Source organism: Flindersiella endophytica (genome assembly GCF_054779015.1).
In genome coordinates, this window is sequence record NZ_BAAGYY010000016.1 from 211169 (window position 1) to 233066 (window position 21898).

At 70.0% G+C, this 21898-nt stretch carries 20 protein-coding genes; 12 read left to right on the top strand and 8 right to left on the bottom strand.

The window, feature by feature from the left end:
• Positions 1-8: 8 nt before the first annotated feature.
• Complete coding sequence (locus ACYVF6_RS18265) at positions 9-1418, bottom strand: ArsR/SmtB family transcription factor (protein WP_460522763.1); 1410 nt, start codon at positions 1416-1418, stop codon at positions 9-11.
• Between the two features lie 215 nt (positions 1419-1633).
• Between ACYVF6_RS18265 and ACYVF6_RS18270 the strand changes: the two genes are divergently transcribed.
• The 5 genes from ACYVF6_RS18270 to ftsH all read left to right on the top strand — a co-directional run bounded on the left by ACYVF6_RS18270 (position 1634) and on the right by ftsH (position 8085).
• The gene (locus ACYVF6_RS18270) at positions 1634-1876 is read left to right on the top strand and encodes a mycoredoxin (RefSeq protein WP_460522765.1); all 243 of its coding nucleotides are present in this window, start codon (positions 1634-1636) and stop codon (positions 1874-1876) included.
• Positions 1877-2312: 436 nt separating this feature from the next.
• On the top strand, positions 2313-4454 hold the full coding sequence (locus ACYVF6_RS18275) for an ATP-dependent DNA helicase UvrD2 (protein WP_460522767.1): 2142 nt from the start codon (positions 2313-2315) through the stop codon (positions 4452-4454).
• Between the two features lie 178 nt (positions 4455-4632).
• A complete protein-coding gene (locus ACYVF6_RS18280) occupies positions 4633-4959 on the top strand; it encodes a hypothetical protein (protein WP_460522769.1) in 327 nt (108 codons plus the stop codon).
• A gap of 192 nt (positions 4960-5151) precedes the next feature.
• Positions 5152-5433, top strand: coding sequence for a WhiB family transcriptional regulator (locus tag ACYVF6_RS18285; RefSeq protein ID WP_460522771.1), 282 nt, complete (start codon positions 5152-5154; stop codon positions 5431-5433).
• A 600-nt stretch (positions 5434-6033) separates the two neighbouring features.
• A complete protein-coding gene (gene ftsH / locus ACYVF6_RS18290) occupies positions 6034-8085 on the top strand; it encodes an ATP-dependent metallopeptidase FtsH/Yme1/Tma family protein (protein WP_460522772.1) in 2052 nt (683 codons plus the stop codon).
• Here the strand turns inward: ftsH and ACYVF6_RS18295 are convergent.
• From ACYVF6_RS18295 to ACYVF6_RS18305, 3 genes are all read right to left on the bottom strand, one after another.
• Positions 8078-9427 carry an ABC1 kinase family protein gene (locus ACYVF6_RS18295; RefSeq protein ID WP_460522774.1) on the bottom strand — a complete coding sequence of 450 codons (1350 nt, stop codon included), beginning with the start codon at positions 9425-9427 and terminating at the stop codon, positions 8078-8080. The genes ftsH and ACYVF6_RS18295 overlap by 8 nt on opposite strands.
• Positions 9428-10097: 670 nt before the next feature.
• On the bottom strand, positions 10098-10964 hold the full coding sequence (locus tag ACYVF6_RS18300; protein ID WP_460522776.1) for an LLM class flavin-dependent oxidoreductase: 867 nt from the start codon (positions 10962-10964) through the stop codon (positions 10098-10100).
• 41 nt (positions 10965-11005) lie between these two features.
• Positions 11006-12115, bottom strand: a complete 1110-nt coding sequence (locus ACYVF6_RS18305; protein WP_460522778.1) for a ThiF family adenylyltransferase — start codon at positions 12113-12115, stop codon at positions 11006-11008.
• A gap of 110 nt (positions 12116-12225) precedes the next feature.
• On the opposite strand from ACYVF6_RS18305, the gene ACYVF6_RS18310 reads away from it, so the two are divergent.
• On the top strand, positions 12226-12660 hold the full coding sequence (locus tag ACYVF6_RS18310) for a hypothetical protein (RefSeq protein ID WP_460522780.1): 435 nt from the start codon (positions 12226-12228) through the stop codon (positions 12658-12660).
• Positions 12657-13004 (top strand): DUF3817 domain-containing protein, encoded by a 348-nt coding sequence (locus ACYVF6_RS18315; RefSeq protein WP_460522782.1) that lies wholly within the window; start codon positions 12657-12659, stop codon positions 13002-13004. Before ACYVF6_RS18310 ends, ACYVF6_RS18315 begins: the two co-directional genes overlap by 4 nt.
• A 368-nt stretch (positions 13005-13372) precedes the next feature.
• On the opposite strand, the gene ACYVF6_RS18320 is transcribed toward ACYVF6_RS18315, so the two are convergent.
• Positions 13373-13531: a DUF5679 domain-containing protein gene (locus tag ACYVF6_RS18320; protein WP_460522784.1), complete on the bottom strand. Its 159-nt coding sequence runs from the start codon at positions 13529-13531 to the stop codon at positions 13373-13375.
• 565 nt (positions 13532-14096) lie between these two features.
• Here ACYVF6_RS18320 and ACYVF6_RS18325 point away from each other — a divergent pair.
• The 4 genes from ACYVF6_RS18325 to ACYVF6_RS18340 all read left to right on the top strand — a co-directional run bounded on the left by ACYVF6_RS18325 (position 14097) and on the right by ACYVF6_RS18340 (position 18683).
• Positions 14097-14624 carry a M48 metallopeptidase family protein gene (locus tag ACYVF6_RS18325; RefSeq protein WP_460522786.1) on the top strand — a complete coding sequence of 176 codons (528 nt, stop codon included), beginning with the start codon at positions 14097-14099 and terminating at the stop codon, positions 14622-14624.
• 19 nt (positions 14625-14643) lie between these two features.
• Positions 14644-15039, top strand: coding sequence for a hypothetical protein (locus ACYVF6_RS18330; RefSeq protein WP_460522788.1), 396 nt, complete (start codon positions 14644-14646; stop codon positions 15037-15039).
• Between the two features lie 145 nt (positions 15040-15184).
• Positions 15185-15457: a hypothetical protein gene (locus ACYVF6_RS18335; protein WP_460522790.1), complete on the top strand. Its 273-nt coding sequence runs from the start codon at positions 15185-15187 to the stop codon at positions 15455-15457.
• Between the two features lie 100 nt (positions 15458-15557).
• A complete protein-coding gene (locus tag ACYVF6_RS18340; RefSeq protein ID WP_460522792.1) occupies positions 15558-18683 on the top strand; it encodes an AfsR/SARP family transcriptional regulator in 3126 nt (1041 codons plus the stop codon).
• 222 nt (positions 18684-18905) lie between these two features.
• Here ACYVF6_RS18340 and def read toward each other — a convergent pair whose 3' ends face one another.
• Entirely contained in the window at positions 18906-19478 is a 573-nt protein-coding gene (gene def, locus ACYVF6_RS18345; protein ID WP_460522794.1) for a peptide deformylase, read from the bottom strand.
• Positions 19479-19578: 100 nt separating this feature from the next.
• Here def and ACYVF6_RS18350 point away from each other — a divergent pair, with 100 nt between their 5' ends.
• Positions 19579-19797, top strand: coding sequence for a hypothetical protein (locus tag ACYVF6_RS18350; protein WP_460522796.1), 219 nt, complete (start codon positions 19579-19581; stop codon positions 19795-19797).
• Between the two features lies 1 nt (position 19798).
• Here ACYVF6_RS18350 and ACYVF6_RS18355 read toward each other — a convergent pair whose 3' ends face one another.
• Complete coding sequence (locus ACYVF6_RS18355) at positions 19799-20344, bottom strand: NUDIX hydrolase (RefSeq protein ID WP_460522798.1); 546 nt, start codon at positions 20342-20344, stop codon at positions 19799-19801.
• Positions 20341-21804 carry a zinc-dependent metalloprotease gene (locus ACYVF6_RS18360; RefSeq protein WP_460522800.1) on the bottom strand — a complete coding sequence of 488 codons (1464 nt, stop codon included), beginning with the start codon at positions 21802-21804 and terminating at the stop codon, positions 20341-20343. Before ACYVF6_RS18360 ends, ACYVF6_RS18355 begins: the two co-directional genes overlap by 4 nt.
• Positions 21805-21898: the final 94 nt, after the last annotated feature.

Below are 21898 nucleotides of genomic sequence, written 5' to 3' on the forward strand. Positions count from 1 at the left end.
CGAGGGGGTTATCCGAGGGCCTGCTCGATGGTCCGGCACAACACACGTACGGCCCCGCGGTCGACCTCGTAGTGCCGGACATTGCTCTGCCGGCCGACGATCAGCAGCCCGGCCTGCTCCAACTGGCCGACCTGCCGGGAAACGGTGGAAAGGTGGACGCCGAGCTCGTCGGACAGCTGCTGGGCTGTCCGCGCACCCGTGGCGAGCGTGAGCAGGATGGAAAGCCGGGTCTGATCGCCAAGCGCACCGACCTGCTGGCCAAGGCGTCCGAGCCGCCCGAGATCCGCGGCCGCCTCGCCCGCGCTGCGTGGCACGGGTGCTCCCGCTTCCGCGCCGGCGGATGTCGCCGCAGCCGTATCGCGCGCGTGGGTTGCTCCGGCCGCCTGGCTTGCTGAGTCCATGACCTGACCAGCGCCGGCTGCGCGTGCGCCGCTTGCTCCCCCAACGTCGCCCGACCTGCCCACGTCGCGCGCTGCGCCAGCCGTGCCGCTCGCGCCGGCTGCCCCACCCACGCCGGCTGCGCCGGCTGCGCCACCCACGACGCTGGTGGCGGGGTAGGCGGTTGCCGCCCGGCGGGCGGGGTGGGGCTCGTAACCCACCCACACGGTGTCGCCGGCGTTGCCGGTTTCGGTGTCGGCTGTGGTGGCTCCGATCGTGGTCGCGTGCTGCCAGTCGCCCAGGTGTCCGGTCGCGAACACCGTGAGGTGCCGGCCGAGCAAGGGGCACGGGATGCAGGCGACCGTCGTCGCTCGCTCGAACCAGGACTCCCAGCGCGGGTCCGGCACCAGCCCGCTGACCCGGCTCACCCACTCCCTCGGCGGCGTGCCCGGCGGCGCCGGCTGCACCCCGGCACCCACACCAGCTGCCTCCAGTCCGGGCAGCCACTCCGACCACACCCGTTCGAATCCGGCCTCGACGATCGCGTCCAGGAGGTCGAGCAGCCGGGCACCGAACGACTCCGGATCGGCGACCCGCCCCGCGATCCGGCTCGGATCGGGGACGCCCCAGCCGGCCAGCAGCCACGCCACCCGCAGCTCGCGCGCTCGATCGCCGGTCGCCTTGCCGGCGGTCGCCAGCGTTCGCCGGTCGGCAGCGCTGAGGGGGTAGCCGGTCCGCTCGCCGTAGACGATATTGCCGGCCACGCCGTACTCGATCAGTTCGGCGATCCCATCCGTCCCCAACTCGCCCAAGTAGCGCCGCAACGCCGGCCACGACCGGTGTCCCGCGTGCCCGGCCGGCAGCGACAGCAGCAGGAACCGCCGTAGCCCGTCGCCGTGCCCGAGCACCGCACGTACGCCGAGCGCGTCATCGAGCAGCGACTCCGGCAGCCGTCGCGCCGCGGCCTGCGGCCAGGCCCCGGGCGTGGTCTTGCCGCGAGCGGCGTAGTCGACCAGCAACATCGCGGTGGGCAGTGCCATGGCCAAAGACGGCGGCGCCAACGTCAGCACCGGCGCCGGCCGGCCGGGCAACAGCGGCTCACCAGCACCTCTCTCGTTGTGCGCACTTGCCACATTTGCAAGGTAGCGGATCGGTTCAGATGCCGCAAGGGAGCACGGGAAGATCTGGTCTGGCGTTGACGTTGACCAGGTACAGCAATAGTTCAATCCTCAACCAAGACAGAGGGGCTCGATCGATGTCGAACTCGATCACGATGTACACCACGCCGTGGTGTGGCTACTGCCGCCGGCTGAAGGGTCAGCTGGAGCGCGCGGGCGTCTCCTACAACGAGGTCGATATCGAGCAGCAGCCCGACGCCGCCGACCTGGTGGCCAAGCTGAACGGCGGAAACCAGACGGTCCCCACCGTCGTCTTCCCCGACGGCTCGGCGCTGACGAACCCGTCGCTGGCCCAGGTCCAGCAGAAGCTCGCCGCCTGACCCGCGGCTCCCGCACAGGCGGCGGCTCAGCTTCGGCACAGGCTGCGGCTGAGCTCCGGCTCCGTCTCCTGCACAGGCTGCGGCTCAGCTCGGCCTCCGGTTCCGCGCCGGGTCGAAGCTCAGCTTCGGCTCGCGGTCGCAGCTTCGACTGCCGCTGCAGCGCTTCGTCCGGTTGCGCGTTCCGGCTCAGCTCCGGCTCCGGCGGCTCAGATCTGGCTCAGGTCCCCAGCTCCAGCTCCCGCGCCAGCCCTGTGACCAGCCCAGGCGCCGCCTCACCAATCCGCACTCACCCGGCCGACGGCCGCTCGCCCGACCCGGCGTGGCAGCCGTCGGCCGGTCGCTTGAGCGCCGTCAGGTCAAGCCTCGTTCAAGGCCCGTCCCACGGACGGGCTCGGCGGCTGAGCTATGTCCCCGGTGGCTGTCATCATGGTGAGCCATGAGCAGTCCCGACGCCGACACCGTGCTGGCAGCGCTCGACCCCGAGCAACGCGAAGCGGCGACCACGTTACGTGGCCCGCTGTGCATCCTCGCGGGTGCGGGCACCGGCAAGACCCGGGCGATCACGCACCGGATCGCCTACGGCGTCCTGTCCGGCGCCTGGCAGCCGCAGCAGGTGCTGGCGGTCACGTTCACCACCCGCGCCGCCGGTGAGATGCGCACAAGACTTCGCGAGCTCGGCGTCGGCGGCGTCTCGGCCCGCACGTTCCACTCCGCCGCGTTACGCCAGGCGCGCTATTTCTGGCCCAAGGTCTACGGCACCGACCTCCCCCCGATCGTCGAGAGCAAGTTGCGTTACGTCGCCGAGGCCGCCAACCGCTGCCGCGTGCAGGCCGACCTCGCCGGCCGCCGCGACCTGGCCGGCGAGATCGAGTGGGCCAAGGTCAGCAATGTCCGCCCCGACGACTATCCCGCCGTCGCCGCCAGGACCGGCCGCCAGCTCGCCGGCTACGACGCCGCCACCGTCGCCCGCGTCTTCTCCGCCTACGAAGAAGTAAGACGCGACCGCGGCTTCATCGACATGGAAGACGTGCTGCTCTGCAACGTCGCCCTGATCGCCGACTCGCCGAAGGTCGCCGAGGCCGTTCGCAGCCAATACCGCCACTTCGTCGTCGACGAATACCAAGACGTCAGCCCGCTGCAGCAGAGCTTGCTCGACCTCTGGCTCGGCGACCGCCAGGATCTCTGCGTCGTCGGTGACGCCAGCCAGACCATTTACTCCTTCGCCGGCGCCACGCCGTCCTATCTCCTCGAGTTCACCCGGCACCGTCCCGGCGCCGCCGTCGTACGCCTGGAGCGCGACTACCGCTCGACCCCGCAAGTGGTCCGGGTCGCCAACGGCGTGCTGGCCGGCGCCACCGGTCCGGCCAGCAAGCATCGCTTGACGCTGCGCGCCCAGCGCCCCGACGGCCCGCAGCCGTCGTTCACCGAATACTCCGACGAGCCCGCCGAGGCCGACGGCATCGCCCGCGCGATCGAGCGGCTCGTCGAGCGCGGTGTCCCCCATCGCGAGATCGCCATCCTGTTCCGGGTCAACGCCATGTCCGAGGCCTACGAGCAGGCGCTTGCCGAGCGCAACATCCCCTACACCCTTCGCGGCGCCGAGCGGTTCTTCGATCGTCCCGAAGTACGCCAGGCCACGGTCCTGCTGCGCGGCGCCGCCCGGGCAGGCGAGCAGTCCGGCGACGGCCTGGTCGCCGACGTGGTGGCCGTGTTGGCCTCGACCGGCTGGTCGCCGCAGGCTCCCGACGGCACCGGTTCCGTCCGCGAGCGCTGGGAGTCGCTCAACTCCCTGGTCTCGCTGGCCTCCGACGTCGCCAAGGAAGACTCCGACGCCGGCCTGGAGCAGTTCCTCGAGGTGCTCGACGAGCGCGCGGCCGCCCAGCACGCCCCGGCCGCCGACGGCGTCACGCTCGGCACGCTGCACGCCGCCAAGGGCCTGGAGTGGGACGCCGTCTTCCTGGCCGGCATCCACGAGGGCACGGTCCCGATCACCTACGCCCAGACCGACGAGCAGATCGAGGAGGAACGCCGACTCCTTTACGTCGGCGTCACCCGCGCCCGCGAGCACCTGTCGATCTCCTGGGCGCTGGCACGCAACCCAGGCGGTCGCGGTCGGCGCGGTCCGTCCCGGTTCCTCGACGCGATCCGCCCGCAGGGCACCGCCAGTGCCGACAAGGTGGCCGCCGGCGAGCGCACCGGCCGCCGCGGCAAGAGCCAGTCGAGCCGCGGGGGAGTCGCCGCCTGCCGCACCTGCAAGACGCCCTTGCACGACGCGGCCGAGCGCAAGGTCGGGCGGTGCGCCACCTGCCCGCCGACCTACGACGAGGAGCTCTACGACCAGTTACGTTCGTGGCGCACCAGCCAGGCGCAGGCCCAGCGGCTCCCTGCCTACTGCATCTTCACCGACGCCACGCTGGTCGCGATCGCCGAGGAACGCCCCGCCGATCGGGGCGGGCTGGCGAAGATCCCGGGGGTCGGAGCGACGAAGTTGGAAAAATACGCAGACGACGTGCTGGCGATCTGCAGCGGCGAGACGCCTGTGGGTGTTGACGATTCGACCGAGACCTTGCCCCTTTAGGCAACCCCATGGGCAGAGCCGTCACTCGGATTAGGGCGATACCGAAACAAATCGGTAACGGACGAAGTTCGGTCGGGAAATAAGCTTGCTCTGGCCGCGGCTGCGGGCTTAAGCTCTCCAAGTCCCCAACCGCCAGGTTTGGACTCACCATGTCGAGCACTAGAAGGAGGTGCGACAGATGATCACCGACACTCACAACTTCGGCACTGGCGCACCAGTGTGCCCGGCTCTGCGGGATTCCGATCTGCTGCGGATCGAGCGCCGTGTCGCGCCGCGTCATGTTCAGCTCCAGGGGACCACCCTGCCTGGCGCCGGGTTCATGGGCGTGGCTCAGGCAGCTCCTCAGGGCAGCACCACCAAGATCGACGGCTTCTCCGCCGCTTCGATCAACCCAGTCCGCACGTACGCCGCCGAAGTTGAGGCCATCTCGGTTCAGGCCACCACGAGCACCCTCCGTAAGGGGAGCGCTCTGTCGGGAGTCAGAGCCTGGAGACCACCGGTCTAGAACACACCCAGACCGGTCACCTCCAGGCCGCGGATCCCGACACCGGGACCGCGGCCCTTTCTTTTGCGCAAAGAGACCGCCTTTGCAAGCAGAGACCCACACGTCTCGACAAAGAAAGACCACCGCTTTGACCAAGAGAAGCGCACTTGGCCAGCAAGCCCTCTCCACAAGAGAGGAAGGAGGTGAGTGGAAGTGAGTATCAGCGTCCTCGAGCCCGTCGTGCGGGTGGCAGTGGACCTCGACCTGCCGTGCCGTTCCTTCGATCCGGAGCTGTTCTTCGCGGAGTCCCCTGACGACGTCGAGTTCGCGAAGTCCCTCTGCCAGAGCTGCCCCATCAAGCGTGAGTGCCTTGAAGGTGCTCTCGCCCGGCGTGAGCCGTGGGGTGTCTGGGGCGGCGAGCTGTTCGTCGCAGGAGTCGTGGTGCCTCGCAAACGGCCGCGTGGCCGTCCCCGCAAGAACGATGTAGCTGCCTGAACCACCCGTCCGACGGAGTGGATCCGGCACTGCACAGTCGGTTCCTCACGTCCCGAGACCAAAGACCAACGATGACCAGAACACACCAGGACGGCCCGATCCCTTCGGCCGTGCCCACCCGAAGCCTTCGCAGGAGCAACGAAATGCATTTGATTCATGAAGACCTGGCACGGGCGCAGATACGCGCCCGTGTCGAAGCCGCGCGATGTTGGCGCACCGCCGAGAAGCTGAAGCGGAGCCGCCGGCAGGAGCAGGCGACCGGATGGAGGAGTTACGCCCTCCAGTTACTGCGCGTCCAGTAAGACCTCGAACCGGCCTGGTCCGGCTCGAGCCACCTAGGGATGGGTAACACCGGTGCGGTCCTTGCACGGGACCGCACCGGTATCCCAACGCCCAGCGCGCACAGCGGCTTTGCACGAAGCCGCTGGTTCACCTCGACGACCACCCGAAGAGCCGGCGTCCCGGGCGACGGCTCGCGGCCGGGGTGTCTCCTCGCACGTGCAGGCGAGTGACGGCACCCCGGCCGCCTTGTCTTCACCGCGTTCGGCGGGCGCGGTCAACTACGATGCGAGCTCTTCACAAGATCCATCGAGGAGTGGCATGGGCGAGCCGACACCGCAGGTCAACCGGCCGGAGCAGACCAGCGTCGATCCAGCGTCCGGCAGCTCGAGCGGCGGTAGCCGGGGCACCGGCTCCGGCCCTGGTTCCGGCTCCGATCTCGGTCCCGGCGCGGGTCAGGGCGCCGAGCCGGAACGCACCCGCAAGCCGTGGCGTACCGAAGGGCTCCCGGAGTCCGCCGACGGGAAGACGCCGCGCCGCCGGTTCAACTGGAAGTACTTCCTGATCACGCTGGTGGCCGTCTATCTGCTGTCCACCCTCGTCTCCTGGATGATCGGCGGCGAGCGCGCGCCGACGATCCCGTACACCGAGTTCACCAAGCAGGTCGCCGCCGGCAACGTCGAGCGGATCTTCTCCAAGGGCGAGTCGATCCAGGGTGACCTGAAGAAGACCGCCAAGGTGCCGGAGGGCGCCGCCGACGAGACGTACGACCACTTCACGACCGAGCGGCCGACGTTCGCCGAGGACGATCTCTACAAGCAGCTCACCGCCAAGAACGTCACCGTCCAGGCCGAGCCCGTGCTCCAGCAGCGCAGTCTGCTGACCAGCCTGCTGATGTCGTTGCTACCGATCGCACTGCTTGCCGGCGTCTGGATCTGGCTGATCCGCCGGCAGAGCCAGATCGCGTCCGGCGGGCTTGGCGGCTTGGGGCGCTCCAAGGCCGCCAAGCCGGTCGAGCCGTCCAAGATCCGGGTCGACTTCAACGACGTCGCGGGCATCGACGAGGCCAAGCAGGAACTGACCGAAGTGGTCGACTTCCTGCGCGAGCCGGCTAAGTACCAGAAGCTCGGCGCGCGGGTGCCGAAGGGCGTGCTGCTCGCCGGGCAGCCCGGCACCGGAAAGACGTTGCTCGCCAGGGCGACCGCCGGCGAGGCGGGCGTGCCGTTCTTCTCGGCCAGCGCTTCGGAGTTCATCGAGATGATCGTGGGCGTCGGTGCGAGCCGGGTCCGCGAGCTGTTCAGCGAGGCGCGCAAGGTCGCGCCGTCGATCATCTTCATCGACGAGATCGACACGATCGGCCGGGCGCGCGGCGGCCAGACTCTCGGCGGGCACGACGAGCGCGAGCAGACGCTCAACCAGATCCTCACCGAGATGGACGGGTTCACCGGGTTCGAGGGCGTGATCGTCGTCGCGGCCACCAACCGTCCGGATGTGCTCGACCCCGCGCTACTGCGACCCGGCCGGTTCGACCGTTCGGTGATGGTCTCGCCGCCCGACGTCGTGGGCCGGGCCGCGATCCTGCGGGTGCACGTACGCGGCGTTCCGCTCGCGAGCGAGGTCGACCTCGAGCAGATCGCCAAGACCACGCCCGGCATGACCGGCGCCGACCTCGCGAACCTGGTGAACGAGGCCGCGCTGCTCGCCGCCCGGCGCGAACGCCCGTCGGTGACGCCGGCTGACTTCTCCGAGGCGCTGGAGAAGATCCAGCTCGGCGCGGCCCGGACGATCGTGATCCCGGACACCGAACGCGAACGGACCGCGTATCACGAAGCGGGGCACGCGTTGCTCGGCATGCTGCAGCCCGGCGCCGACCCGGTACGCAAGATCTCGATCATCCCGCGCGGCCGGGCGCTCGGCGTCACGCTGTCGACACCGAACAACGACCGGTACGCCTACGACGAGAAGTACCTCCGCGGCCGGATCATCGGAGCGCTCGGCGGAATGGCCGCCGAGGAAGTGGTCTACGACGTGGTGACGACCGGTGCGGAGAGCGACCTCGACACGGTCGCGAAGATCGCGCGCGGCATGGTCGGGCGCTGGGGGATGTCGCGGGCGATCGGCCCGGTGACCGTACTGCCGGATCCGGCGACCAACGGGCAGTACCCCATCCAGGTCGCGCCGGCGACGATGGACACCGTGGACCGCGAGGTGCGGCGGATCGTGGAGGAGTGCTACTCCGAGGCGATCCGGCAGCTGCGGGACAACCGCTCCAAGCTCGACGCGATCGTGCGGGCGCTGCTTTCAAAGGAGACGCTCGACGAGGCCGAGGCGTACTCCGCGGCCGGTGTCGACCCGGCGACCAGCCCTACGTAGCCGGCTCGATCTCGGCCGGCTTGTCTTCGACGAAGCCGGGCAGCCAGCTGTCGAGCTCGGCGCGGAACGGGGCCTCCGCGCCGAGTTGGCACAGCACGCCGACGCCTCCGCCCCACACCCGGTTGATCAGGAAGTACGACGGCGGCAGGTTGAGCTTCAGCGCGAGCGAGGCACCGTTCTTGCCGACGTCGCTCACGTGGTCGAACTGGCTGCGCAGCCATTCGCGGGTGAACTTGTACTTCTCCGCGCGGGCCGGATCGATGAACGGGGCGAGGTAGGCGTGCAGGTCGTCGGCGTTGATGTTGGCGCCCGGCTTGACGAATCCCTCCTCGCGTAGCCCTTCGAGCACTGCTTCGAAGTCGTCGTCCATCGCGATCCGCAGCAGGCGGCCGATCTGTGGCGGGAACCCGTTGGGGAGCCGCGCGACCAGGCCGTAGTCGAGGACACCGAGCCGGCCGTCAGGCGTCATGCGGTAGTTGCCGGGGTGGGGATCGGCGTGCAGCAGCCCGGCGCGGGCCGGTCCGGAGAACAGGAAGCGCGTGAACAGCAGCCCGGCGCGGTCGCGTTCCTCCTGGGTGCCGTCGGTGATCACCTGGTTCAGCGGAGTGCCGTCGATCCAGTCGCTGACGAGAACGCGCGGCGTGTTCAGGTGCACGCGCGGGATGGCGAAGTCGGGGTCCTGGTCGAAGGCCTCGGCGAAGGTGGACTGGGCCTCGGCCTCCAGGGCGTAGTCGAGTTCCTCGCCAATCCGGGCTTGCAGCTCCTCGACCAGTGGCCGTACCTCGAGGCCGGGGACCAGCGCGGAGAACAACTTGCCGAGCCGTGCGATCTGCTTGAGGTCCGACCGCAGCGCGTCGGCAGCGCCGGGGTACTGGATCTTCACCGCGACCTCGGTGCCGTCCGGCCAATGCGCCCGATGCACCTGCCCAATCGACGCGGCGGCGGCCGGCTGGTCGTCGAAGTTGCGAAGCTTGCGCCGCCAGCCGCTGCCGAGCTCACTTTCGAGCACCCGATACACCGCGGTGGCCGGCATCGGGGGAGCGGAATCCTGCAACCTCGTCAACGTCGCGCGATACGGCCCCGCGATCTGGTCCGGCAGCGCGGCCTCGAAGATCGACATCGCCTGCCCGAACTTCATCGCCCCACCCTTGAGCTCCCCAAGGACGCGGAACAACTGGTCGGCCGTACGTTTCTGGAACTCCTCCCGAACGACCTCCGCCGATTTACCACCGATGCGCTTCCCCAGCCCAAGCGTCACCCGCCCGGCAATACCGAGTGGGAGGCTGGCCAGGCGTGCGGTCCGGGCAACTGTGTTGCGTGGCAGGTCGTCTTCGTCGCTCACGAGATCATTCTCCAGCCTGGGTCCGCGGAAGACCTCCCCCTTTCGAGGTATTCCAACCTGCGCCCCCCGCGGTACCCAAACCGGGGTCGCCGAGGGCCGTCCCTGCCCCGCCACCCGTCCGGGCTGTGGATAACCGTCCGGATTCCACCCACGGCCCGGCAACCCCGCCTTGGCAACCCCGAGTCATGAAGAGTGGCGTCTCGCCAACGCGCGATTGCCTCCGCGCCCCGCCCAGGCCGTGCGGCCGACCGGCGCACGCGTGCCGAGCCCACGCGGCGGCCGGCGCTCTGGCGGGCTGCTGGGCGCTCTGAGCAGCGGCGATGCGACCGCGCGGCGGGCAAGCTTGGGCGGTGGAGTCGGCTGCCGGCGCAGATAAGCGCGTGGTCACCGCCCGCTGCTCGGCCTGATCGGAGTCGGCGCGGGTGGCCGGCGCGGTGGCGGTCGGGTCGCCATCGCGGGTGCCGGGCTGGTGCGGAGCACGTGCGCAGGCGGGCCGCTCGCGGCCCTGACAAGCGGCGATGCGGGCATGTCGGGGCACACCCGAGTCGCGGATGTGCGGCTTGGCTGTGGCTTGGCTCGGCTTGATTGGAGCGCGCGTGAGTCGTGCTTGCCACCCCGGCACTGCGGGCGCTGGCTCAGTGCCGGAGTTCTGCTGGTCAGGTGCTGGCCGCTACAACCGCGGGGGGCCGGCGCGGAGGCGGTGTTCGGCGGCTTCCCGGACGCGGGTTGGGTCCATCTCGCTCCAGTCGGCTTCGAGCCACCAGTTGGCGCCCGCGTCGGCCCAGGGGCGGACCTTTTCGGCGCCGGCAGAGGGGTTGTCGGGATCGGTGTTGCCTTCGACCACGATGTCGTAGGCCGACATGTCGAGGCCGTTGCCCGCTCGGGCCTCGCGGATCCACTCGACCCCCTCCGCCAGCAACGCGGGCGTCAGCTCGCCTTCGCCGCCTGCCGGTGGGGCGTAGTGCGGGAGCCAGCCGTCCAGCATCGCGGCGCGGCGCATGGACTTCGGGCGGGGCCAGGCGCCGACCATCCAGATCGGGATGCGGGGTTGTTGCGCCGGCGGCGGCGCCACCGGTGGCATCGGGTCGTGGTCGAGGCTGCGGGAGCGGTAGTGCTTGCCCGAATAGTCGAAGGTCTTGCCGCGCCACAGGTGCTGGAGCATCTCCAGCCCTTCGTCCATCAGCTCCGCGCGGACCTTGCGACCGGGATCGTCCTCGAACATCCAGAACACGTCTTCCCCCGACACTCCGAGACCGGCCGACAGGATCACCCGGCCGCCGGAGAGGTTGTCGAGCGTCGAGGTCTGGTTGGCGAGCTCCCACGGCCTTCGTCGCGGCAGCGGCGTGAGCATCGTGCCGAGCCGGATCCGTTCGGTGCGGACGGCGGCCGCCGAGAGGCAGACCCAGGGATCGATGCCCCAGATCGCCTCCCAGCAGAAGAAGCCGTCCCATCCGTGCTGTTCGGCGAGCTCGGCCAGCTCGGCGGCGGTACGAGCGTCGCCGTAGGCGAGTACGAATCCATAGCGAAGCGAAGTCATGCCGAGCACGCTAATCGAGACCACCGACACATCACGGAACGTCAGCTCCCGGCGTCCTCGGCCCGAGCCGGGTCGAACTGGCACGGGCAGCCCGGATGCGCCTGCCACGTACGAGTCTCGACTTCGGTCAGCGGCAGTTGCAGCTCGATCGTGCGGTTCGTCGCCGGCGGTTCGTCGCCGCTGAGGTACGCGAGCACCTGCGCGACAGCACACGACGCGGCCGACGTGGCGAGTACGACGTCGCACGCGACCTGCCGAGGCGGCCGGGTCATCAACTGGTAAAGCATCCGCGGCCACGCCGGATCGCGGGCGGAGCGCTGCAGGTCGTGGCAGCGTACGCACGACGTCTCACCCGGCACGACGAACGGCCCGACGATCGCGGTGTTCTCCCGGACGCGTACGACCAAGTGCGGAATGCCGGACTTCATGAGCTGCTGCGCGAGCCGCCGGTCCGGCTCATGGTCGGGCGCCAGTATGGCCAGCCGTTCCTGTGCCCCACCCGGACCACCCGGCCCGCCCTCGGCGGGTGCGCCGGCCCGCGATCGCGGCGAGTACTCCGCCGACGTCGATGGCGCCACGTCGCCGATCAGCCGGCACACGCCACCGGCCCGGGAGCCGCGGAGATCGGTACGCCGCAGCCCTCCAGGTGCCAGGTCACCACGGCTCACCGGCGTGTCGTCCTGTACGACCACCCGGCCGATGCCGGCGGCTGCCAGCAGGCCGGCCACGGTGGCGCCGACCCGGCCCGCGCCGTGGACGCTCACCGCGGCCGCCCGTCTTCGGCGGAAGCCCTCGGTGTGCTGTTTCGTGTCGTACGCGAGGCCGTGCGCGAGCAGGTCGGGCGTCAGCCGTTCCTGCTCGGCCAGCGGCAGCCCGCGCAACGGCGAGCGGTGGGTCTCACCGTCGGTCACCGCTCCGGCTTCGGTCAGCATCCGCAGGACGAGCTGCGCGGACCGGCTGTCGACGCCGAGTGCGAGTGCCTTGGTGAGGATCGTCTCCTTGCTGTTCCGGCCGTTCAGGCTGCGGATCACGCGCATCAGCCGAACGTCGAGGCCGGTCAGGACGACCGCGGTTTCGGGATCGAGGCCGATCTGGACGGTCTCGGCGTCCCGCTGGATCCACGACAGTGCCGGCTTGATTTGTGGACGCATCTGCGCCACCCCCCGTTTGTGAAACCAATCAAACACTGAGGGTGAGCATGGCAGGAGGGCGAAAGATCCCGCCGGAGTTATCCACAGCCGCTTGATGTAGCTTCGTAGCCGTGATGATGCGGCGGCTACTCACTCCGCGGTGGTTGGCGTTCACCGCGTTGATGTTCGTGGCAGCGGCTGTCGCGGTCTTTCTCGCGTGGTGGCAGCTGCAGAGGTACGAAGGTGCCGGTGGCTCGTTCCAGAACCTCGGGTACACCTTGCAATGGCCGGTTTTCGGCGCGTTCGCCATCTATTTGTGGTGGCGCCTGCTGCGCGACGCGTCCAAGCCCGAGCCGCTCGAGAAGCCTGAGCAGTCCGGACCGCCCGAGCAGGGCGCCGACGGCCTCGAGACCAAGATCGACGTCGACGAGCCGGCGCCGGTCGTCGCACAGGCCGAGCAGGAGAACGCCGTGGCCGCCCGGATCGCAGCCGACGAAGCGGAAGACCCCGAACTCGCGGCCTACAACCGCTACCTCGCGGGGCTGTCGGAGAGGTCCGGGCGTTGACCGGGGTCGACTCGGCGCCGGCTGAGGTAGAGCCCAGCCTGCGCGGCCGGCTGCTGCGCTACCGGTTTGTCGCGTACGTCGTCGGTGTGTTCCTGCTGGTGCTCACGCTGGTCGCGATGCCGCTGGAGTACATCTGGCACCAGGACATGCTGGTCGGCATCGTCGGGCCGATCCACGGGTTCGGCTACATGGTCTATCTCGCGGTCGCGTTCGACCTGGCCCGCCGCGCGCGCTGGTCGCTCAAGGGAACGCTGCTGGTGTTGCTCGCGGGCACCGTGCCGTTCGTCTCGTTCGTGGCCGAACGGATCGTGACGCGCAGGTTGAGGGCCGGCGGGACGCTCTAGAAAGAGCGGGGGGAGGCGCCGGGAGGGCGCGAGGAGAGGCGCGGCCGTGCGCCGATCGCTGTCGCGACGACGCCCGACCTGCCGACGGAAGGCGCACGCTCAAAATATTCATTCACCAAGGTGACTGAGCGCTGCGTTCCGCTGTGAGTGGAGGCGACTCGCCGTCGTGGCGAGCACGCCGCCGCCCTCATCCAACTCGCCCAATGCTGCGGGGTTCCGGGGGTCGTCCCCCGGTGTAAACAACCGGTTGGACCGGGCTCGCGCGCCTTGCGAGCACACGTCGCCCGTCCAACCGGGGCGGCCCGAATCGTGCCGGCCGCCCCCGCATTATGTGACTTTGTGTGATTTAGGAGTGAACTGCGTGTTCCTCAGGCCTTGCCGAGGATGCGGTTGAGGTTGGTACCGCACTCGGGGCACTTGGCCTTCGCCATCCGCGTACCTTTGTCGTTGACGTGAACGTCGCCGGTCGCGGTGCGCTTGGCCTTGCACTTCACGCAGTAGAACTCGCCGGAATAGGTCTCAGCCATGACGGCCTTCCTGTCTTGCTGGGTCAGGGCAGGGCGGGCCCGCCCGGGCCGCCCGGTCTCGGGTCACCCTATGCCAGGCCACCCCCGTAGCTGCGGCGCGGCACGCCGTCGACTGCACTACGAAGCCCCCGACTCCTCTCCGTGCTTGTCCACCTTCCCCATGTGGACGGCCCGGAAAGATCGGGGGCTCCAATACCGGAAAATCTATGGCCGGCTTCCCGGCCCGTCAATCCGAAGCCGCCCCAGCCTGTGGACAACGTTGTGGATGAGCTGTGCAAAGGTACGGGTCAACGGGTTGAAAGCTTGTGGGTGGACTGTGGAGCCCGCATGGAATTCTCCCGATCCGGAGCCACTTGACCTGCACAAATCGTTATCCACTCGCTGTGGACAGAAAAAGTGGCCACGGCCGAGCCGTCGCGTTTTGGGGGTGCCTCGCGGTACCGTGCTGTGCGTGGCCCAGCCTGACGCGGAGCGTCCGGACCGGCTGACCGGGCGTAGGAGTGCCGCGAGCGCAGCTTCTCCGCGCGCCCGCGGTGCGGCTCAGCGTGCCAGGAAAGAGCCAGTGGTGAGGCAGACACCGGCCGGGCCGGTCGAAGTACGTCGCAGCGCTCGGCGAAGGCGCACGGTAAGCGCCTACCGCGACGGCGATCGCGTGGTCGTGCTGCTGCCCGACCGGATGACCCGCGCCGAGGAACGCCAGTGGGTCGACGTCATGGTCGAGCGCCTGGCCGCTCAGGAACGCCGACGCCACCCCAGCGACAGCGAGCTGATGGAACGCGCCCGGATGTTGACCCGGCGTTATCTCGACGACGCTGTGTCACCGGCGAGCGTTCGGTGGGTCGGCAACCAGGACGCGCGCTGGGGATCGTGCACACCGTGTGACGGCACGGTCCGGCTGTCGTCCCGGCTCCGCGGCATGCCCGGATGGGTGGTCGACTACGTCCTCATCCACGAGCTGGCCCACCTGCTCGAGCCCGGCCACACCAGGGAGTTCTGGGACCTCGTACGCCGCTACCCCCAGGCCGACCGCGCCCGCGGCTACCTCGAGGGCGTGGCCGCCGCCGCCCAGCTCCCCATCGCCGACTGCGACTGAACGCGGCCCGGAGCAGAACGTGCGGGTGGAAGTCCTGCGGACAACCGAAGGTTCGCAAGGGATCGTGTTCTTCCGCTGCGAGTCGGGCACGGCGTCCGGGCGCTGGATGGGTGCCGATCCCGCCGGCGTGGGCCAGTTCGACGTCGAGCTCGAGATCCCCCAAGAGGTCACGGACTGGGCTCCGGCCTCCACAAACGCAACGTCCCTCTCGAACGCGGGAGGGGCAGACGATCTCGATACCTTCGTCACCTGCGAGATCGTCCAGTTGGACCACGGCGATGATCCGGTGGTGGAAGCCAGGCTGGGAGCCGACATCCTGCTGATCGAGATCCCACACCGACGCTCCGAGCTGGTCGCGAAGAAGCTGATCACCTTCCGCGCCCCCGAGATCCAGCTCTATCCGTTCAACGTCTGACCTGCGGTTTCCACCTGCTTCCCATCGCGTTCCCATCGGCTGGACAGCGCTCTGCGCGATCTTGGTTCCACGCCGGTCTGACGCGGTCCGCGTCAACCCGTCAGGCCGGCGGGAAGAGGTCGGCAGACCCAGGGGGAGGCGCGCCATGGCCAGCAGGCTCGGAGCCGGCATCGACTCACCGACGTTGGGGCAGTGGTTTGAAGTCGGTCAGTTCCATGCCGTGCAGAGCAGCGCGGCCGCGCGCACCGCTGGGCTGCCGGCGGTCACCAACGCCGGTGCCGATGTCGAGTCCGGCGCCGGCGGGCCGGTAGTCGCTACCGTACGAGGTGGCAGCGACTATCCGGCCGCGGCCACAGTCAGTCACCAGACAGGACACGCCCGGTTGCGATCCGTCCGGGTGCCGTTCCTGTGGGGCTGATCCTGTGAACCAACGGGCATCGCAACCCGTGAACTGAGTACGGCGACCCCTAGCGCGTTCGCGCTCGATTGTCGTACAAAGGGTCGCGGGGGAGTTCCTTGTGCGTTTGGGGGGAACGTTGCGATACCAGCTTCTCGGGCCACTGGAGGTGTGGCGCGGCGAGCAGCGGCTGGCCGTTGGTGGCCCGCAGCCGAGAGCGCTGCTGGCGATCCTGCTGCTGAACGCGAACCGTGTCGTGTCGACGGACCGGTTGATCGCCCAGCTGTGGGACGATCCGGCGCCGCCGAAGGCGCGTGCGCTGCTACAGGGGTGTGTCGCCAGGTTGCGGCGGGTGTTGTGGGCCGATCTGGCCCCGGAGCAGCTGCCGCTGTTGACCCGCCCGCCCGGCTACCTGTTGAACGTCGCGCCAGGTGAGCTCGACCTCGAGCGGTTCGAGGAGCTCGTGCAGGCCGCCGGCAACAGCTCGGACCTGGACCGTCGCGCCGGGATGCTGGCCGAAGCGCTCGCGCTCTGGCGGGGTCCGGCGCTCGACGACCTCGATCTCGAAGGCTGCCGGGTCGACGCCGAGCGGTTGGAGGAGCGCCGACTGACCGTTCTCGAGCAGCGCATCGGGGCCGACCTGCTTCGCGGCGCGCTCGGCGGGCTGGCCGACGAGCTCCGCAGCCTGGTCCAGCAGCACCCGCTGCGAGAGCACTTGTGGGCGCTGCTCATCACTGTCCTGTACGCATCCCACCGGCAGGCCGAGGCGCTGGCGACGTACCGGCAGCTTCGTGAGCTGCTGGTCGACCAGCTCGGCGTCGAGCCGGGCGCGACCGTTCAGCAGCTCCACCAGCAGATCCTGGCCGGCCTCGAGCCGGATCAGCTGGTCGTTCCGGCAGGCAGCGACGAGTCGGTGGTACGAGAAACGGAGCCGGAGGCCGTACAGCCGATGTCCGTGCCGGCCCAGCTCCCCGCGGCGCCGGCAGACTTCGTGGGCCGCGCCGGCGAGCTCGCGCGGCTCGACGACCTGCTGGCCGAAGCCGAAACGGGCCAGCGGGTGCTCGCCGTGCTGTCCGGCGCGGCCGGTGTCGGGAAGACCGCGCTCGCCGTGCACTGGGCGCATCGGGTACGCGACCGCTTCCCGGACGGGCAGCTCTACGTAGACCTGCGTGGCTACGCGCCGACCGCGCCGATGGCCACGGCCGAGGCGCTGGCGGGCTTCCTGCACGCGCTGGGCGTGATGACCGACCGGCTGCCGGTCGACTCGGAGCAGGCGGCCGCGCTGTACCGCTCGCTGCTGTCCGGCAAGCGGATGCTGGTCGTCCTCGACAACGCGCAGACCGTCGAGCAGGTCCGTCCGCTGCTGCCTGGTGGGCCGGGCTGCCTGGTCCTGGTGACGGGACGTGGCCGGCTCGCCGGCCTGATCGCCCGCGACGGCGGCCGGCTGCTCACGCTCGACGTACTCGACACGGTTGAGGCCGGCGAGCTGCTGGGCCGGCTGGTCGGCCGGGAGCGCATCGACGCCGAGCCGCAGGCCAGCGAAGAACTGGCCAGGCTGTGCGGGCAGTTGCCGTTGGCGCTGCGGATCACCGCGGCTCAGCTGATCGGCCAGCCCTGGCGCCGGATCACCGATCAGGTGGCCGAGCTCGACGAGGGCTCCCGGCTGGACGTCCTCTCCGTCGGCGACGACGAGCAGAGTGCCGTACGCGTCGCGTTCGACCATTCCTATGCCGCACTGGAGCCCGCGTCGGCGCGGATGTTCCGGCTGCTGGGCCTCGTACCCGGACCGCATACCACCGTCGAGGCGGCGGCCGCGCTGGCCGGCGTACCACTGGTCGAGGCCCGCGACTCGCTGAGCCGGCTGGTCGCGGCGCACCTGGTCGAACGGTCGGCGTCGGACCGGTTCGCGGTGCATGACCTGCTCAAGCTGTACGCCCGCGAACGGGTGCAGGGCGAGCTGCACCAGACCGACCGGGTGAAGTCGACTGAACGGCTGTACGCCTGGTACCTCGAACTCGCCGACGCCGCCGCCAGGCTGCTCTACCCGCAGGTGCTGCGCCTGCCTCAGTCGGAGCCGATGACCACGCGTGAGCATGCCGGCCCGGAGGCCGCGCTGGCCTGGCTGGAGGCCGAGCGCCCCAACCTCGTCGCGGCGACCGTGCACGCCGCGGAGTACGGCCCGCGGCGCGAGGCGTGGTTGCTCGCCGACGTACTGCGCGGCTACTGCTGGATCCGCCGGCACGGCGTGGACTGGCTGGTCATCGCCGAAGCCGGGCTGGCCGCCGCCGAGGCCGAGGACGAGCCGCGGGCACAAGCGGCGGCGGAGTTCAGCCTCGGCATGGCCAACCTGTGCCTGAACCGCTACCGCGAGGCGATCGGCCACCAGCGCCGGGCGCTGGCCCTGTGCGAACGCGGCGGCTGGGACGAGGGCCGCGCCAACGCCCTCGGCAACCTCGGGATCGTGCACTTCGAGCTCGGTGAGCTGGAGCTCGCGGTCGACTACCACCAGCGCGCGCTCACGTTGAACCAGGCGAGCGGGTCGCTGCGGGGTGAGGCGGTCAACCTCGACAACCTCGGCCACGTCCACCTGACCGCCGGGCGGCTGGCCGAGGCCGGCACCCACCTGCACCAGGCGCTGGAGCTCCACCGGCGGCAGGACGACCGGCACAGCCAGGCGTTCAGCTGCAACCAGCTCGGCCAGCTGTACGCCTGGATGGGCCTGCCCGACGAGGCGCTGGCGTACTTGTCGGAGGCGTTGACGCTGTACCAGCAGCTGGGCAACCTCAACGGCCAGGCGATGTCGCTGGCGTCGGCGGCCGCGGTCTACAACGACCTGAGCCGGCCGGACGTCGCGCTGGAGCTGGCTGAGCAGGGCATGGAGCTCATCCAGCGAACGGGCGACCGCTACACCGAGGCGGTCATCCGTAACCAGCTCGGCGCCGCCCACCAGCTGTCGGGCGACCACACGCAGGCCATCGAGCACCTCGACCGGGCCCTGTGCCGCGCCCGCGAGACGGGCGCCCGCTATCCGGAGGTGGAGGCGCTGATCGGCCTGGCCACGGCGCAGCACGCCGCCGGCGAGGCCGAACGCGCCCTGACGCTCGCGAACCACGCGCTTGCTTTGGCGGAACGAGTGGGCTACCGCCTGCTCGCCGGCCGTACCCGCCGCCTCCTCACCCACCTCCGCCCCGACGACGCCCCACCACCGACTCTCGTGGGCGCCTCCCCGCGCCCGGCGCCGAACTGAGGGAAGCCGAGCCGGGCTGCTCAGACGTCAGGCCGCTGCCCGCTGTGGCGCCGCGGCGGGACCGCCGTGGCTGGTGTGTCTTCACGCCGAGCGCGGAGCTGAGCTGGGTTGTTCAGGCGCCGGGCCGCCGCTGTCTCGCCGCGCCGGTGCTGAGCTGGGCCGGGTGGCTCTGGCTTCGAGCCGCCGACTGCGGCGACGCCGCGCCAACCACCGGGAGGGCGGCTACTCGGTCATCGGGTCGATGGGCCAGGTGGCGGGGTAGTGGTCGGCGATTTTTTCGTGTTCGGCGAACAGCTTCTTCCGCCACCGCTTGGACAGGCGGTCGCCGAAGACGATGCCGCCCAGGTGGTCGGTCTCGTGTTGGAGGCAGCGGGCCAGCAGGCCGGTCCCCGTCACTTCGATCGGTTCGCCGTGGTGGTCGACGCCGCGGACGGTGGCCTGGTCGGGGCGGGCACACGGCACGTACGCGCCCGGCAGGGACAAGCAGCCTTCCTCGGACTCGTCGAGGCGGCGTTCCACACCTTCCGGCACCGTCAGCACGGGGTTGCAGATCGCGCCCTCGTGCATGACGTCGTCATCGTCCTGGCAGCGGAAGACGAACAGCGCGAGCGACAGCCCGACCTGGTTGCCGGCCAGTCCGACGCCGTCCGCGGCCTCCATGGTCGCGGTCATGTCGGCGACCAGCCGTTCGAGCTCCGCGTCGAACGTCTTGACCGGCTCACACAGATGGTGCATCACCGGCGTGCCCCAGCGGGTGATCGCCAGCACCTTGCCGCCCTCAGGTAGTCCGCCCACCCCATGCTCCCTTCACGTAGCGGTGATCACCGTATAGTCCTGGCCGGCGCCGGGTGGGGATCGGCCTCCCCGGACACCCAGGCCCGATATGGTCATCCGCATGTCAGAGATGGGACCGGGGCAGAACCCAGGGCAGGCGCCGCCGGGCGCCGGTCAGAACACCGACGACCCGGGCGCGAACACGCAGATGTTCCAGGCCTACGCCAGCACGCGTTCGGCGGAGCCTGAGGGCCGTAATCGCGTCACGATGCTCTTGATCGCCGCCGGCCTGTTCGTGCTGGCCGTGGTCGTGATCGTCCTGCTGTTCGTCACCGGCTAGCTCACAACGAAAGAACCGCCGCCGCGCGTACCGCCGCGGCGACGCTGTGCTGGACGCCATCGGCGAGCGCGTCCGGCAGTTCGGCGACGTCGAACCACCGCACGTCACGTGACTCTTCACTCACAGAAGGTCGAGCTCCGGCCGGTGCCACCACGAGGTACTGCACGTCGAAGTGCGTGTTGGCGCCACACGGTGCTCCGTGCCGCGACAGCACCACCGGCTCCGGGCTCACGCTGAGCTCGTCGACGCCGGTCTCCTCCACACACTCGCGCAAGGCCGCCTGCCGCAGGCTCGCGTCGTCCTGCTCGCAGTGCCCGCCCGGCTGTACCCACAGCCCGAGCTTGGCGTGCAGCACCAGCAACGTCCGCCGTGCCGCCGGGTCGAGGATCACGCCGCTGGCCGTGAGATGCCCAGGCCGCCCGGCACGCGACACGGAGTCGTCGCTCGTACGCAGGACCTGGAGGTATTCCTCCCGCAGCGACTCCTGCTCAGGGTCGGGCGCCGGCCAGCTCGAGAGCGTGGCCAGCGCCGATTCGCGCAGGCTCACTCGCCGTCCTTGCGCTCTCCGGAGCCATCGTCGCCCGACTCATCGGACCCACCGGACTCATCCGGCTTGCCGGACTCCGGCATGTCCTCGTCGAAGCCCAGGTCGCTGATGTCGAAGTCGAGGTCGGCACCGGAGGTGCGCCGCTCGACGAAGCCCAGCGGATCGTCCAGGTCTTCTCCGGAAGGCAGCAGGTCAGGATGCGTCCACGGAGCGTCCCGTCCGCTCACGCCGTGGGCGTCGCGCAGCGCGGCCCACACGTTGGCGGCGTCCCGCAGCCGCCGCGGCCGCAGCTCGAGCCCGACCAGTGTCGCGAACGTCTGCTCCGCCGGACCGCCCACCGCACGACGGCGGCGAACGGCCTCGCGCAGCGCGACCGCCGACGGCATGCGGTCCGACGTGGCCTGCGTCACCACGTCGTCGACCCAGCCCTCGACGAGCGCGAGCCTGGTCTCCAGACGCGCCAGCGCCGCCCGCTGGGCAGGCGTCTCCTCCGGCTCGAGCAGCCCGCTGCCGAGCGCGTTCTGCAACGCCTCGGGGTTGGACATGTCGATCTGCCCGGAGAGGTCCTGCAGCTTCGTCAGGTCGACCTGCATGCCGCGGGCGTAGTCCTCGACAGCCGAGAACAGCTCGGCGGCCAGCCACGGAGCGTGGTGGAACAGCCGCTGGTGGGCACCCTCACGCAACGCGAGATAGAGACGTACGTCGTCGTCGGAGAGTCCGAGCCCTTCGCCGAACGCCTTGACGTTGGCCGGCAGCAGCACGGGCTTGCCGGTCTGGGACAGCGGCAGTCCGACGTCGGTGGCGCCGAAGACCTCGGTCGCCAGCTGGCCGAGCCCCTGTCCGACCTGGATGCCGAACATCAGCCCGCCGATCTGGGTGAACACGTCACCTAGCTGGCCGGCCATCGGCGCGGCCTCGGCGGGGATCGCCCGGCCCAGCGCCTTGACGATGTGCTCGGCGAGCGGGTTGACCAGCTTCTGCCAGGCCGGCAGCGTGGCGTCGAGCCACTCGCCGCGGTTCCAGGCCTCGGCCGTGCCGGCGGTCGCGGCGGGCAGGCTGGTCGCTTCGTCGAGCCAGTGGTCGGCGAGGCGTACGGTCCGGTCGACCACAGCGCGTTCTTCGGCCGTCAGCGACGCGTCGCCGGACTCCCGGATGGTCTGCCGCGCGGTCTGGGTCGCGAGATCCCAGTTGATCGGACCGCCCTGCCAGGTCATCATGCTTTGTACCTGGCTGAAGAGGGCGGAAAGGTCGAAGCCTGGCGGCATCCCCGCTCCGGCAGCACCCTGCATCGCCCCGAACATCTCGAACGGCGTTCCGGCGAACGGGTTCGGCGGCTGGCTTTGGGGGTCCGGGGGCTGGTTTTCGGGTTTCTCGGACCGGTTACCTGGGTCCTCTGAGCCTGACTTGTCCTTGTCGGGCTCGCTGCCTTCAGGTTCGTGGCCGGGTTCGTCGTTGCTCACGGATGATCCTCCGGCAGGATGAGGGGCAGCGTGTTCATACCGTCCAACCTACTTCCCGGAGGTCCTGACCTGAGCGACGAACCCGCTCCTGTTC

Bases quoted from the DNA above. Each gene is read 5' to 3' on its own strand.
- ACYVF6_RS18265 (WP_460522763.1), bottom strand. From the start codon at position 1,418: ATGGCACTGCCCACCGCGATGTTGCTGGTCGACTACGCCGCTCGCGGC.
- ACYVF6_RS18270 (WP_460522765.1), top strand. From the start codon at position 1,634: ATGTCGAACTCGATCACGATGTACACCACGCCGTGGTGTGGCTACTGC.
- ACYVF6_RS18275 (WP_460522767.1), top strand. From the start codon at position 2,313: ATGAGCAGTCCCGACGCCGACACCGTGCTGGCAGCGCTCGACCCCGAG.
- ACYVF6_RS18280 (WP_460522769.1), top strand. From the start codon at position 4,633: ATGATCACCGACACTCACAACTTCGGCACTGGCGCACCAGTGTGCCCG.
- ftsH (WP_460522772.1), top strand. From the start codon at position 6,034: ATGGGCGAGCCGACACCGCAGGTCAACCGGCCGGAGCAGACCAGCGTC.
- ACYVF6_RS18300 (WP_460522776.1), bottom strand. From the start codon at position 10,964: ATGACTTCGCTTCGCTATGGATTCGTACTCGCCTACGGCGACGCTCGT.
- ACYVF6_RS18305 (WP_460522778.1), bottom strand. From the start codon at position 12,115: ATGCGTCCACAAATCAAGCCGGCACTGTCGTGGATCCAGCGGGACGCC.
- ACYVF6_RS18320 (WP_460522784.1), bottom strand. From the start codon at position 13,531: ATGGCTGAGACCTATTCCGGCGAGTTCTACTGCGTGAAGTGCAAGGCC.
- ACYVF6_RS18335 (WP_460522790.1), top strand. From the start codon at position 15,185: ATGGCCAGCAGGCTCGGAGCCGGCATCGACTCACCGACGTTGGGGCAG.
- ACYVF6_RS18350 (WP_460522796.1), top strand. From the start codon at position 19,579: ATGTCAGAGATGGGACCGGGGCAGAACCCAGGGCAGGCGCCGCCGGGC.